Source organism: Mycolicibacterium sp. CBM1, assembly GCF_054073305.1.
The window spans coordinates 206,548-220,124 of record NZ_JBSXPP010000008.1; the positions used below are offsets into that span (position 1 = coordinate 206,548).

Genomic DNA, 13,577 nt, shown 5'->3' on the forward strand with positions numbered 1-13,577 from the left:
ACCGCCTCAGAGCCACAGATACAGCCCGGACAGCAGCGCCCATAACGCCACGCAGTACACCTCGAATGCCGCCCGGAGCGGGATCGGCGCGTGCCGCAATTCCATGAAGTCCAGGCCCACCAGCCGCACCTTGACCGCCGCGATCGCCAGCACGGCGACCGCCACGAGGGACCCGGTGCCGTGGTCGGCGCCTAACGCGAACGACGCCAGCGTGGCGGCCACCAGGATCAGCCAGCTCACGCCGGCGCGGCTGCGCATCAATGCCCACATCAGCTCACCAGATACAGCAGTGGGAACAGCACGATCCACAACAGGTCGACCAGGTGCCAGAAGCAGCCGCCGCCCTCGACGACGGCAAGCCGGTTCGCCGACAGTTCGGTGCGCCGGGTCTGGGTGAGCATCAACACCAGCACCAGAATCCCGATGCACACGTGCAGCAGGTGCAGCCCGGTCAGGATGAAGTAGTACAGGTAGAAGTGGTTGGCGCCCGCGGTGTGCCCGGCGCCTACCAGCAAGACGTACTCGGTGACCTTCAGCGCCACGAACACCACCCCGCAGGCGATCGCCACCAGCAACACCCTGGCAGCGACGGGGCGGGCTCCGGTACGCAGACCGTTGATCGCCGCCACCACGAACAGCGAACTGGTCAGCAGCACCAGCGTGTTGACCAGTCCGATGTTGACGTGCAGGGTCTTGCGGGCTGCGTCGAAAACCTCTGGCGCCGCCGATCTTTCGACCATGAAGGTGGCGAAGAAGACCGCGAACACCAGCATGTCGCCGAGCAGGAATACCCAGGTGCCCGCTTCGCCCGGGGTGCGTCGTGTGCTGGCTGGTGGTTGTCCCACCGCCGTCATTGTGCTTCGGCGAGCTGCTGGGCCTTGATGCCACGATTCAGCACGTAGGTCGTCGAGAACAGCCATATCGTCAGCGCCGCACCCGGAATGTAGAACGCGAACACCCCGTGCCAGGCCAGTGGTCCGTCGTTGAACACCACGACCACGCAACCCGGAAGGGACAGCAGCGCCACCCACAGGTTGAGGTAGCCGTACCAGCGCGGAAACGTCTGCGGCTCTGTCTTGTCGATGAACGACGCGATCGCCAGGGTGATGTTCTGCACGATGATCGTTCCGACGATGCCGATGAACATCAGCCAGAACACGTCGTTGAGGGCCTGGGTGATGTCCGGCGGTCGGGATTCGGGACGGAATGCGGCGGCAGCCATGATCAGGAACGGAAACAGCAGGGCCGGAACGAAAATCGTGGCGGCGAACAGCTGCGTGATCGACAGCATGCCCCACTGGCCTTCGATCCGACGGATGCGCAGCACGATGGTAGCCAGGAACGGCAGTGCGATCACCGACGTCAGTAGGCACCCGGCGACGCCGATGCGGATCCAAATCTTGTGGTCGACGTAGAACTCGGCGATCTCCTCGGGAGACGCGACGGGTGACAGCGGCGGGAACATCCGCGCTATCCCCGAAAGACTCGTCCCGTACAGCACGATCATGATCGTCCCGCACCACGCGCCGACGCGTTGCAGCCTCAATTCCACGGCGGCGACGTTACTGTGCCCACCCCGCCTGCCGGGTCAGAATCGGCAACGGTTTGTCAAAATTGTCAAAACGACGGCGCGTCGTTTGTCGGCGGAAAGCGGGCGCCGGGTGTCGGCGAAGTGAACCGGGCCATGCGAGTTGCGGCGATGTGAGCCGTTGCCGAGCGATCTTCGGCGCGGCCTTCTAGGCTGCGTTGCGAGCCCGAACCCCGAACCATTGTCGACACCGAACCGGATAGTGATGAAGCCTTGCAGTGTGGCTCGACGGTTGCGCGGTGACGGCGCTGTGGGGAGCATCTGATGGTCGCATCGGAGAACGCCGTCAAGGACCACGCCGTTAAGGAACACGCCGTTAAGGAACACAAAGGCCTGTTGGTCGGCGCCGCCGCCATGATGGTCGCAGGATTCCTCACCACTCTGCTCTCACCGTTGTTGGCGGTCTCGTTCGCGCAGGAGTTCAACTTCGGCATCCAATCGGCTGGTCTGCTGGTGGCGCTCGGGCAGGGCGGGGTGGCGGTGTCGGCGTTCGGCATATTGCCGGTCCTGCCGCGGCTTGACCGCAGGCGGGTCGGGATCGCCGGGGCGATCATCGCCGCGGCAAGCCTCGCGCTGACCGGTTTCGCCGACAGCTTCGGCACGGTTCTGGCGCTGCAGATCGTGATGGGACTCGGCGCCGGCCTCTGCTACGCCTGTGCCAACTCCGCGCTGGCCTACTCGCGATTTCCGGAGCGGGCGTTCAGCATCGTCACCATCACGTGGATGCTCGTCGGAGCGGCCATGCTCACCGCGGGTCCCGCGCTGCACGATGCCTGGCCCAAGGTCGGCATCTACCTCGGAATGGCGGCCGCGGAATTGGTGTGCGTCATCTTCATCCTGCGCCTACCGGATGTGCGAACGTTGGCCGAACACGAACAGCTGGCCGAACGCCAGGCCGGCCCCGACTCCTCGGGGCAGATCACCTCGGTCTTTCCGGCGGCGCTCCTGGTCGGTTCCCTGTTCCTGATGGAAGTCGGCAACGTGATGATCTGGACGTTCGCCGAGTCGATCGGGGAAGGAGCAGGGCTGTCTCCGCAATTCACGGCGACCTTCCTCGGGCTCTCCCAGTTGATCGGCCTGATCGGATCGGGCATCACCTTGGCCCTGGGCAGCAGGGTGCCCAAGATGTTCCTCATCGCACCGGCCGTCGTCGTGCTCGGTGTGGGCAATCTGCTTGTCGGCACCGCGACCGGCCCCACCTCGTACATGGTCGGCTTCCTCGCGATCAACCTGGCCTTCTTCTGCCTTACTCCGCTGCTGCTCGCGATGGCGGCCGAACTCGACACGAGCTCGGGCCGGCTGGTCGTCGTGGCCGGTGGCATCAGCCTGGTGGCCGGGGCCGTCGCGCCCGCGGTCGGAGGCTGGATCGCCGGTACGGGCGGGCACTGGTCCCGGCTGGGCATGACGGCCCTGCTCGTCGTGGTGCTGACCCTTCCGCTGCTGACGGTTCCGGTTCGTGCGGCCAAGCACCGGGCGGCAGTGGCCGCCGATAACCAGCAGACCTGAATTGACCTGCCCGCCAACCGGAATCGCGTTCTCCGGCATCCTCGTTCAGCGGGCGAGTTCTCGGAGGTGGGTGCTGATCGCGGCGCGTATTGCCGTGGGTGAATCGAGTGGCGGTTCGGACAGTGCGTGCAGGGCCAGGCCGTCGATCAGGGCGTGCAAGCGCACTGCTTCGACCTCGAGGTCGCGCCCCTCCGATAGCAGCTTGGCGGAGTCCAGTTTCGTCAGCACCTGATGTACTGCGTCGCGGACGACGAGGTCTAGCTCGTTGGCTTCGGTCGCGACTTGGGGGCTGGCGACTCGGCGTGTCAGAAGTGCGAACCACACCTGTGCTTCGGCCTTGCGTTGCCGATCGAGGGGGAGCATCTCTTCGATGGCTTGTTGGAGTACTCGGTGATCGGGACTGTCCAGGTCGAGGGCGTAGATCCGCTGGCTGATCGTCGAGAGCATCTCGCCCGTCGCGAACAGAATCAGGTCGTCCTGGGACTGGTAGTAATGCCGAATCGCGCCCACCGACCAGCCGGCTTCTGCGGCCAGGGCGCGAACCGTCACCGCCGCCATGCCGTCGCGCAGGAGTATGCGCCACATCGCGGCGGTGATTTCGCGACGGCGTTGGTCGTGGTCAACCTGTTTGGGCAAGGCTCGCTTCGTTCGGCTTGGTGGGGAACGGCCGCCCACCGTCCGTGTCCGAATCCGCTGCGGCCTTTTTTAATACGGTGTACTGTTACGGTGCTGTCGTTCTCTGGTGATGGTAACAACCCATATTGACCAGCAAGGAGAAGGCGATCTGATGAAGAACGTCATGGTGGCAGCCGCCGCGGGTGTGACCGTTGTCGGGTTGAGCTTCGCATTGGTTGGCTGTGGATCAAAGAGTGGGACCGAGGCCTCGTCGACGAGTTCGTCGTCGGCTGGTTCGTCATCGTCGGTGGTGTCCTCATCGGCCGCGCCTGCGGCTGCCGGGATGACGATCAACGACTACATCACGAAGAACGACATTGCCGAGGTGCCGATCAAACCCGATCAACCCGGCACGCCCAATTTTGATTTTCCGTTCCCGGCGGGGTGGAGCCCGGCCGGGGACAGGACCCCGGAGTGGGCATACGGGGCGATCGTGTACGACAAACCGACCGACCCCAACGACCCGCCGATCATGTACGCCATTGCGGTCAAGCTGACCGGCGACGTTGATCCGGCCAGGGTGCTGGAGTTGGCGCCTAGCCAGTTGCAGGCTCTGCCGGAGTTCTCCCCGATTGGTGAGCCGAACAAGAGTTCCCTGTCGGGTTTCGACGCGGTGCAGTACGCCGGCACCTACATGAACGACGGCAAGAAGCGCATCGCCGCTCAGAAGACGGTGGTGATTCCGGGCAAGGATGCGTTGTTCGCGCTGCAGCTCAATGCTGACGCTCTTGATGGCCAACAGGACGTGATTCTGGATGCGGCCAAGGTGATCGACGAGCAGACGAAGATCACCGGGCCGGCCTAGTGCTGGCTGGTTGTCCTGAAGCCCACGTAAGCCCTGCTTTGCGACGGAGACCCATAACATGAAACGCCAATTCACTGTTCCAGGTTTTGTGCTCGCATCGGTGTGCGGTGCAGCACTTGTGTTCTCGCCACTGGTAGCTGCCCCAATCGCGCATGCCGCGTGTAATGCGGGGCAGGTCAACGATCCCCGTACCGGGGTGTGTTGGTCGCAGGCCCAGACCACGCTGGGGATCAGCGGCACCGGCGGCATGTGTCTGCCGGGCAGGCTGGGCCTGTGCATGGCGGCGCTGCAGAACTCGCAGATTCCGGGTGCCAATCTCGTCGTACCCGCGCCACCGGCCGGCCCGGCGCCCAGCTCGTGGCCGTGACAGCCACCGCCGGATCCCGTTGACCGTGAAGAACATTCAGAACGCGTACGACGACATCCCGCAGCCGAAGAACAGGGTGCCGGTTCTCGGTGACGCGCTGCACCTCGACGGAGCTCACCCCACTCGTAGCCTGATGGAGCTGGCTGATGAGCTCGGCCCGATTTACAGCCTGGTGGCCCCCGGTCAGGACATGATCGTCGTCTCGGGTGGGGAGATTGCGACCGAGTGTCTGGACGAAACCCGGTTCGAGAAGAACGTCGCACCGGAACTGGTGGCGATGCGGGAAGTCGTGGGCGACGCGATCTTCAGCTCGTGGACCCAGGAGCCCGCGTGGAAGAAGGCGCACAACATTCTGCTCCCGGCCTTCGCACCGCAGGCGATCAAGGGTTACACCGAGAAGATGGCCGACATCGCCGATCAGTTGGTGATGAAGTGGGCGCGGCTGAACCCGGGCGATCCGGTGGACATCGTCACCGATATGACCAAGCTGACGTTCGACACCATCTGCCTGGTCTGCTTCAGTTACCGGCCCGGTTCCTTTTATCGCCAGGACATGCCGCCGATCGTGACGGCATTGGAAGAGGCGATCGCCGAGTGCGTCAACCGACCCAGCCGGCTACCCGGCCAAGACATCTACGAAGCGATCAAGGGCCGTCGCAAATACAAGGAGCAAGTCAGTTTCCTCAACAACCTGGCCGACACGATCATCGAGGACCGAATTCGAAGTGCGGACGTCGGCAAGAACGGTGACGTGCTCGACCTGATGCTGACCCAGCCGGACAAGGACAGCGGCCAGAAACTCGACCGGCTCAACATTCGCCAGCAGATGCTGACCTTCCTCGCGGCCGGCTATGACACCACCAGCGGGATGTTGATGTGGACCGTCTACCACCTGTTGAAGAATCCTGATGTTCTGGCCAAGTGCTACGCAGAGGTCGACGAGGTCTTCGGCGACGATCTGTCGGTGTTGCCGAACGACACGCAGATCCCCAAGCTGCAGTACCTGCTGCAGTGCATGAAGGAGGCGCTGCGGCTGTGGCCGGTGGGTGCCGGATTCCAGGTCCGCCCGCTGGCTGATGAGGTGCTTGGCGGTAGGTACCGGATCAAGAAGGGCCAGGCGATCCTGCTGCTGACCCCGCAGCTGCAGCGCGATCCGGCGATCTTCCCCGATCCCGAGACCTTCGACCCGGACCGGTTCACCCCCGAACTCGAGGCCTCCCGTCCGGCGTGGGCGTTCATGCCGTTTGGCAGCGGTCAGCGGGCGTGCATCGGCCGGCATTTCTCGTTCTACGAATCCCAACTGCTGCTCGGGCTGATCCTGCAGCGCTTCAGGCTGCTCGATTCGTTCGACTACCAGCTCGACATCAAGGACTTCTTCTCGATCAAGCCGAGCAACCTGACCATCACCGTGGCGCCGCGTGAGGGACGTGAAGCCGCGGTGATCTCCGGTCCGCGCGCCGCCGCGCCGGCCGAGGCACCGGTTCACGCCGCCGCGCCCGCCCGCGTCGTGTCCGACTACGGTGCCGGCAACCACCTGCTGGTGCTCTTCGGCTCCAATCTGGGCACCTCCGAACGGATCGCCACCGAGATCGCCGAGGACGGCCGAGCCCGCGGATTCACCGTCACCCAGGGCGCACTCAACGACTACGTCGACGCCCTACCCAGCGACGGTCTGGTCGTGATCTGTACGTCGTCCTACAACGGCAACCCGCCCGACAACGCCACCGACTTCCATCGCTGGCTCGGCGGCGGGCTCGCGGCCGACGCGCTGGCGGGGATCACCTACACCGTCTTCGGGTCGGGAGATCGGGTGTGGGCCTCCACCTTCCAGAAGGTGCCCGCCGAGATCGACGACCTGCTTGCCGCCGCCGGTGCGACCCGCTTCGCACCCCGCGGGGCCGCCGACGCCTCCGACGACTTCGACGGCATGTTCCGCGACTGGTACGGCGGATTCTGGACGCAGGCCGGCGACGCCCTCGGACTGGCGCCGCAGGTCGAGGTCGCCGCCGACATGAACCGCTACGAGATCGCGCCCACCGGCCAACGCCTGCACGCGTCGTTCTTCTCCGCACTCGAGGCGACGCCGTACCGCATGCTCGAGAACCGGGAGCTGCTGGGGCGGGTCGGTGCGTCGGGACCCGTCGCCCAATCCACCCGCCACATCGAGTTCGAATTGCCCGAGGGCGTGACCTACCGCACCGGCGACCACATCGCGCTGTTGCCGCGCAACGCCGCCGAACTGATCGGCCGGGCCGCCGCGCTGGCCGAACTCGACCTTGACGAGCTGGTGATGATCCGCGCCAACACCGGTGTGTCCAGCCACCTGCCGCTGGACACACCGTTCGTGGTCTCGGAGTTGTTGGCCGCGCGGGTTGAGTTGCAGGCCCCGCTGACCCGGGCGCAGATCCGCACCCTGGCGGAGTTCGCGACCGACGCCGACGAACAGGCGGAGCTGGCTGCGCTGGCCGCCGACGGTGAGGACAACGTCACCCGCTACCGGGAAGAGGTTCTGTTCAAGCGGGTGTCGCTGCTCGACATGGTGCAGCGTTACCGGTCGATCGACGTGCCGCTCAACACGTGCCTGGATCTGCTGCCCGGGCTGGCGCCGCGCTACTACTCCATCTCCTCGTCGCCGACGGCTTACCCGGATCGGTGCAGCATCACCGTCGGCGTGCTTCGGGCGCCCGCCCGCAGCGGCAACGGCCTCTACCACGGAACGTCGTCGAACTTCCTGGCGCGTACCGAGCCCGGCACCCTGGTCCCCGGCTTCATCCGGCCGCCCGGACTGCCCTTCGACGTGCCCGAGGATCCGTCGACACCGATGATCATGATCGCGACCGGAACTGGCCTGTCGCCGTTCCGCGGGTTCCTGCAGGAGCGGGCGGCCCAGGGGGCCTCGGCCCAGTTGGGCCCGGCGCTGCTCATTTACGGCTGCCGGATGCCCGACGCCGACTTCATCTACGAGGACGAGATCCGCCAGTTCGAGTCCGACGGCGTGGTCTCGATCGTGACCGCCTACTCCAGGGTGTCGGACGGCACTCGGACACGGGTCCAGGATGCGGTGCGCGCCAACGCCGATCGGATTCTGGAGCTGATGGGCCGGGGCGGCATCACCTACGTGTGCGGCGGCGCGGGCACGGTGGCCCCGGCGCTGCGCGATGCCTTCGCCGACATCTATCAGAAGAACAAGGCGGTGTCGCCCGAGGAGGGCAGCGCGTGGCTGGAGAATCTGCGGGCCACCAACCACTACCTGGAAGATGTGTGGGCGGCGCACTAAGTGGCAATCGGACAGACGACCATCGCCGCACCGGCGGCCGACATCATCGCCGTACTGGCCGACTTGCCCGGAATGCTCGAATGGTCGCCCGCCGATTCGGTCGAGGTCATCGAGCGTGACTCGCAGGCACGTCCGGTGCTGGCCCGCTGGCGCGAACACTACGGACCGCTAGCCGACGACTTCGTTCTGCGCTACCAGTGGGACGGCGACACCGGCCTCAGCTGGCAGCTGGTGGCGGGCCGGATCCTGAAGAAGGAGGACGGCCGCTATCGGCTGATCGCCGAAGGAACCGGCACGACGGTGGAGTACCACCTCGAGCTCGGCATCGGCGTCTGGGTGCCGCGGTGCATCCGCAGCCGACTCGAATCCATGATCGTCGACGCGACGTTGACGGCACTCAAACGTCGCGTCGAGGCGCCCTGACCCGCCCGGTCACAGATGCTCCGGGTGCAGCATCTCCGCGTAGCGCAGCTGTTCCGGAATGCCGAAGCCGTCCACGAGCAACTCCGCGTGCGGCCGCAGCGCGCGACAGCGTTCGTTGATGCCGCGGGTGACGGCCTTGGCGCGCTCGGTGGACAGGAACCGGTGCTCGATGAACCAGGCCTTGTCGTCCTCGATCACCGAGAGCGCATACAGGTCGCACACCAGGCCGAGAATGGTGCGGGCCTTGTCGTCTTCGCACGTGTCGATCCCGGCGACGAAGGCTTCCAACACGACCCGGTCGATGTGCGCCTTGGCGGTGTGTAGCACGTGATCCTGTACGGCGTTGAACGCGTCGAACGCCGACATCTCCTTCGACTTGCCCTGCAACCGTCGGGCTACTGAAGAGAGCAGATATTCCTCGCGGTCCTCGAACATCTTCACCTGGGTGCCGCGGTTGAACAGGCTTCCTTCTTCCTCGTTGTCCTGGCGGGAGTCGATGATGGTTTGCATGATCGTCTCGGCCGCAGTCCTTTTCAGCACCCGGTCGCCGGCGAAGTTGGCGGCAAAGCGCACCCACTCCACCGGGCTCATGCCCTTGATGTCGTCGGCGTAGGCGGTCAACAGCTCCTTAGCCACCAGCTGGGTCAGCACGTGGTTGTCACCCTCGAACGTGGTGAACACGTCGGTGTCGGCACGCAACGCGATCAGCCGGTTTTCTGCGAGATAGCCTGCGCCACCGCATGCTTCGCGGGCCTCCTGGATCGCGGCGCTGGCATGCCAGGTGTTGGCCGCCTTCAGGCCTGCCGCGCGCGACTCCAGCTCGCGCTGCTCCTCGGGGTCGGCACTGTCGGCGGTCTGCACGTCGTGCAGCTTGGACACCAGCTCGTTTTGGGCGAACTGCAGCGCGTACGAGCGGGCGACGAGGGGGAAGAGGCGGCGCTGGTGCGCCAGGTAATCCATGATCACCACCTCGCCCTCCTCGTCGGGGGCGCTGAACTGGGTGCGCTGCAATGCATATCGCACGGCGATGTCCAACGCGACCCGCGCCGACGCGCCCGCGCTGCCGCCGACCGTCACCCGGCCGCGGATGAGTGTTCCCAGCATCGTGAAGAACCGCCGGTTGGGGTTCTCGATCGGCGAGGAGTACGTGCCGTCCGCCGCGACATCGGCGTACTTGTTCAGCAGGTTCTCCCGCGGAATGCGGACGTGGTCGAACACGATCCGGCCGTTGTCGACGCCGGGGAGGCCGCCCTTGTAATGACAATCCGAGGTGGTGACGCCGGGCAGGTCGTTGCCGTCCTCGTCACGGATCGGCACGACGAAGCAGTGCACCCCATGCGTCTCGCCCTGGGTGACCAGCTGTGCGAAAACCGCTGCCACCTTTGCCGTTTCGGCCGCCCCGCCGATGTAATCCTTGCGCGACGTCGGCGTGGGGGAGTCGATCACGAACTCCTCGGTTGCCGGATCATAGGTCGCGGTGGTCTCCAGGGACTGCACGTCGCTGCCGTGCCCGGTCTCGGTCATCGCGAAGCAACCCAGCAGGTCGAGGTCGATGATGCGACGGACATAGGCCTGGTGATGCCGCTCGGTGCCCAGGTTCTCGATGGCGCCACCGAACAGGCCCCACTGCACCCCGGCCTTGACCATCAGCGACAGGTCCGACATCGCCAGCATCTCGATGCGGGTGACAGCCGCGCCGACGTCGCCGTTGCCGCCATGTTGCTTTTTGAACCCGTCTTCGGCGGCACCCGCAGCGGCCATGATCTTCATCTGCTCGGCCACCTTCGCGCGCGCGATGGCGGTGTTCGGGGTGTAGTGCGGCCGGAAGACCTCGGTGGCGAGTTCGGCGCGTACGGCATTCTTGGCGTCGCGCCAGCGACCGTCGAGCGCGTTGCGCAGATGTTCCGCAGTGGTGGTCATACGTGAAAGTAGCCCGCCGGCGCTGCGGGCAAACGCGGATGTGGCAAACACAGGTGAACCTGAGTCGGTGTGAGCGGATCGGCGCGGGTTCAATGACGACCATGTCTGACGACGACGCACGCGACTCGCCGCCGCAGAAGATCGCGCTGCCGCACGACGTGGATCATTCCCACGCCGACGTCACCGGAGGTTGGCTGCGTGCTGCGACGTTCGGTGCGATGGACGGTTTGGTGAGCAACACCGCGCTGATCGCCGGTGTGGCCGCAAGCGCGGGCCCGCAGACGGTGGTGCTCAGCGGCGTTGCGGGACTGCTGGCGGGCGCCTTCTCGATGGCGCTGGGCGAATTCACGTCCGTCACCACCGCGAACGAGCAGATCGAGGCCGAAGTGCGTGCCGAGCGGCGCGCCTTCGAACGCCATCCCCATGCCGAGCGAGTCGAACTCGTCGCCATGCTGATGGACATGGGCATGAGCGAATCGACGGCCCGCGCCGCCACCGAGGAGATCCACCGCGACGAGGACCGCGCGGTCAACTTCCACCTGGTCCAGGAGCTGGGCGTCGATCCGCGGGAGAAGCCCTCACCGGTGGTCGCCGCGGTTTCGTCGTTCCTGTTGTTCGCCCTCGGTGCCATCGTCCCGCTGTTGCCGTACCTGTTCGGAGCGCACACGCTGGCGCCCGGCCTGATCTGCGGCGGCGCCGGACTGCTGGTCGCCGGTGCAGTCGCCGCGAGGTTCACCAAGGGCTCACTGTGGCGGGGTGCCAGCCGACAGTTGGCGTTCGGGGTGATCGCGATCGCGGCAACGTATGCCGTCGGGAAACTCGTCGGCACCGTCATCTGAGCCGCCCCGTGCTCCGCCAGGTAATAAGGTGACGCGGTGATCCGAAGCGTCGGCAGACTGGGTCCGCTCAAGGTCGCCGGGCTGGTGGCGTGGCGGCTGCGATGGGACCTCGTCGCCATCGCGGTGGTCGCCGGGGTTCTGATCCCGGTGCCCGACCCGACGCAGATCGACTACGCCGCGGCGGTGCTGTCCGTGCTGGGTATCGGTGCGTCGGTGTTCATCGGCTTTCGCAACACCACCGCCTACAACCGGTGGTGGGAGGCGCGGACCTTGTGGGGCAACATCATCATCAACTCTCGGGCCACGCACAACGCGCTGTCTTCGCTGGACAGCGGCACGCCGGAGATGGGCGTCGTGCTGGACCGCATGCGTCGCCGTCAGGTCCGGTATTGCTGGCAGCTCGCCGCCGAATTGCGCGGAGTCGCCCCCGTGACCGATGCCGTCGACCTCACCCCCGAAGATCCGGCCGAGACCACAGCCACCGACCTGCTGACCCGGCAGGCGGCCGACATCCAGACGTTGTCTGCGGCCGACCATATCGATCCCCAGGCGCGGGTGATGCTGATGAGCGTCAACACCGGGGTGGTGAGTGCTCAGAGCGGGCTCGAGCGGATCCGCAACGAGCCCATCCCGCTGCACTACGAGGTCTTCATCCGCGCGCTGGCATGGTTCTTCGCCGTGATGGCCTTCAGCCGCCTTGACGGATCCTCACACCAGATCCCCGGCGTGGTGATCGGCCTGCTGCTCATGACGGTCTTCATCTCGGCCGAACGCCTCGGTCATTTCATCGAGCAACCGATGAACAACAGCGTCTTCGACATTGCGATGTACCGCTTCTGCGCCATCATCACCGGCAACCTGTTGGGCGCCGGTCACCCGCTGGCGCAGCCCCGGGACAGCGCCAAGGCGACCGTCTGGATGTGACTGTTCAGTCGCCGACGGTGACTGCGGTGGCCTGCTCGGTGAGCTCCTCGAGCTCGTCCTCCGGCTCGTCGATGCCGCTCAGGTGTGGCCAGGTCGCGGCCAGCACCCCGGCGCCGGCCAGCACGGCACCGGCGCCCACCCAGAACGGCAGGTGCACGCTGATGCGTTCGCCGAGTACTCCGGCCAGCCACGGTGCCAGCGCCGCCCCGCCGAACCGGACGAAGCTGTAGGCCGCCGCGGCCACGCCACGCTCGACGGGTTCCAACCCCCGCGTCGCTGCGCTCCTGCCCGCCGGGGCCGCCTTCATCACCGTCTCGGTGATGAGTGTGTTGTTGACGCCGATGAACAGTCCCGCCACCACCACAGATCCGGCCAATACGGCCTTGTGGTCGGTGCCCAGCGCCATGACCGCCAGCAGCGCCGAGAAGCACAGCAGGTTCACCAGCACGGTGCGCACGGTGCCGAAGCGGTGTTGCAGCCGCGGAGCGGCCACCACCGAGGTGAAGGCGAGAGCCAGACCCCAGCCGAAGAAGATCAGCCCGATCTGGTGGGCGTTCATGTCGAGGGGGAAGGGGGTGAACGCCAGCAGCGTGAAGAAGCCGAAGTTGTACAGCAGGGCGGTGATCGCGACCCCGAGCAGACCGCGATGGCGCAGCGCGCGGAACGGGTCGCCCAGCGTGGTGGCCCGTTGCGGGCGTGGCGTTTCGGGCAGCAGGATCGCCGTCACCACGAGCGCCAAAGCCATCAGTGCGGACACTCCGAAGAACGGCCCACGCCAGGAGATCGAGCCCAGCACGCCGCCGACCAACGGACCGACTGCGATGCCCAGGCCCAGCGCCGCCTCGTAGAGGATGATGGCCTGCGCCACCGAGCCGCGGGCCGAGCTGACGATAGTGGCCAGCGCGGTCGCGATGAACAGCGCATTGCCCAATCCCCACAGCGCGCGCCAGCCCACGATGCCCGTCACGGTGTCGCTCATTCCAGCCAGGCCGGCGCCGGCGATGATGATCACCAGCCCGATCAGCAGGGTGCGCTTGGGGCCGATACGGCTGGAGACGACGCCGGTGATCAGCATCGCCACCCCCATCACGGCCATGTAGCTGGTGAACAGCAACGACACTTGGGACGGTGTGGCGTCGAGGTTGTCGGCGATCGGTTTGAGGATCGGGTCTACCAGTCCGATGCCCATGAAGGCGACGACGGATGCGAACGCGACGGCCCAGACGGCCTTGGGTTGACGCCACATGGGTGGC

Annotated in this window: 13 protein-coding genes; 7 read left to right on the forward strand and 6 right to left on the reverse strand. The window is 66.0% G+C overall.

Going from position 1 to position 13,577, the window contains the following annotated elements:
- Nucleotides 1–6: 6 nt before the first annotated feature.
- From ACXDF8_RS13630 to ACXDF8_RS13640, 3 genes are read right to left on the reverse strand one after another with little or no spacing between them, the layout of a single operon-like run.
- Nucleotides 7–270 (reverse strand): cytochrome C oxidase subunit IV family protein, encoded by a 264-nt coding sequence (locus ACXDF8_RS13630; RefSeq protein ID WP_457223791.1) that lies wholly within the window; start codon nucleotides 268–270, stop codon nucleotides 7–9.
- A complete protein-coding gene (locus tag ACXDF8_RS13635) occupies nucleotides 270–854 on the reverse strand; it encodes a cytochrome c oxidase subunit 3 (protein ID WP_457223792.1) in 585 nt (194 codons plus the stop codon). The genes ACXDF8_RS13630 and ACXDF8_RS13635 overlap by 1 nt, the downstream gene beginning before the upstream one ends.
- Nucleotides 851–1,507 carry a hypothetical protein gene (locus ACXDF8_RS13640; RefSeq protein WP_457223822.1) on the reverse strand — a complete coding sequence of 219 codons (657 nt, stop codon included), beginning with the start codon at nucleotides 1,505–1,507 and terminating at the stop codon, nucleotides 851–853. Before ACXDF8_RS13640 ends, ACXDF8_RS13635 begins: the two co-directional genes overlap by 4 nt.
- 345 nt (nucleotides 1,508–1,852) lie before the next feature.
- Here ACXDF8_RS13640 and ACXDF8_RS13645 point away from each other — a divergent pair, with 345 nt between their 5' ends.
- A complete protein-coding gene (locus tag ACXDF8_RS13645; RefSeq protein ID WP_457223793.1) occupies nucleotides 1,853–3,094 on the forward strand; it encodes an MFS transporter in 1,242 nt (413 codons plus the stop codon).
- Nucleotides 3,095–3,139: 45 nt separating this feature from the next.
- Here ACXDF8_RS13645 and ACXDF8_RS13650 read toward each other — a convergent pair whose 3' ends face one another.
- The gene (locus tag ACXDF8_RS13650; RefSeq protein WP_457223794.1) at nucleotides 3,140–3,730 is read right to left on the reverse strand and encodes a TetR/AcrR family transcriptional regulator; all 591 of its coding nucleotides are present in this window, start codon (nucleotides 3,728–3,730) and stop codon (nucleotides 3,140–3,142) included.
- Between the two features lie 151 nt (nucleotides 3,731–3,881).
- On the opposite strand from ACXDF8_RS13650, the gene lpqN reads away from it, so the two are divergent.
- Genes lpqN through ACXDF8_RS13670 form a run of 4 tightly spaced genes read left to right on the forward strand, consistent with a single transcriptional unit; the run spans nucleotide 3,882 to nucleotide 8,641 of the window.
- Nucleotides 3,882–4,574, forward strand: a complete 693-nt coding sequence (gene lpqN, locus ACXDF8_RS13655) for an envelope biogenesis lipoprotein LpqN (RefSeq protein ID WP_457223795.1) — start codon at nucleotides 3,882–3,884, stop codon at nucleotides 4,572–4,574.
- A gap of 58 nt (nucleotides 4,575–4,632) precedes the next feature.
- Nucleotides 4,633–4,941, forward strand: coding sequence for a hypothetical protein (locus tag ACXDF8_RS13660; protein ID WP_457223796.1), 309 nt, complete (start codon nucleotides 4,633–4,635; stop codon nucleotides 4,939–4,941).
- 25 nt (nucleotides 4,942–4,966) lie between these two features.
- A complete protein-coding gene (locus tag ACXDF8_RS13665; protein ID WP_457223797.1) occupies nucleotides 4,967–8,218 on the forward strand; it encodes a bifunctional cytochrome P450/NADPH--P450 reductase in 3,252 nt (1,083 codons plus the stop codon).
- Complete coding sequence (locus ACXDF8_RS13670) at nucleotides 8,219–8,641, forward strand: SRPBCC family protein (protein WP_457223798.1); 423 nt, start codon at nucleotides 8,219–8,221, stop codon at nucleotides 8,639–8,641.
- Between the two features lie 9 nt (nucleotides 8,642–8,650).
- Here the strand turns inward: ACXDF8_RS13670 and ACXDF8_RS13675 are convergent, their stop codons facing one another.
- Nucleotides 8,651–10,561, reverse strand: a complete 1,911-nt coding sequence (locus ACXDF8_RS13675) for an acyl-CoA dehydrogenase family protein (protein WP_457223799.1) — start codon at nucleotides 10,559–10,561, stop codon at nucleotides 8,651–8,653.
- A gap of 101 nt (nucleotides 10,562–10,662) precedes the next feature.
- Here ACXDF8_RS13675 and ACXDF8_RS13680 point away from each other — a divergent pair, with 101 nt between their 5' ends.
- Both ACXDF8_RS13680 and ACXDF8_RS13685 read left to right on the forward strand, forming a co-directional pair.
- Nucleotides 10,663–11,400 carry a VIT1/CCC1 transporter family protein gene (locus ACXDF8_RS13680; protein ID WP_457223800.1) on the forward strand — a complete coding sequence of 246 codons (738 nt, stop codon included), beginning with the start codon at nucleotides 10,663–10,665 and terminating at the stop codon, nucleotides 11,398–11,400.
- Nucleotides 11,401–11,436: 36 nt separating this feature from the next.
- Nucleotides 11,437–12,324 carry a bestrophin family protein gene (locus tag ACXDF8_RS13685; protein WP_457223801.1) on the forward strand — a complete coding sequence of 296 codons (888 nt, stop codon included), beginning with the start codon at nucleotides 11,437–11,439 and terminating at the stop codon, nucleotides 12,322–12,324.
- A gap of 4 nt (nucleotides 12,325–12,328) precedes the next feature.
- Here ACXDF8_RS13685 and ACXDF8_RS13690 read toward each other — a convergent pair whose 3' ends face one another.
- On the reverse strand, nucleotides 12,329–13,570 hold the full coding sequence (locus ACXDF8_RS13690; RefSeq protein WP_457223802.1) for an MFS transporter: 1,242 nt from the start codon (nucleotides 13,568–13,570) through the stop codon (nucleotides 12,329–12,331).
- Between the last annotated feature and the right edge of the window lie 7 nt (nucleotides 13,571–13,577).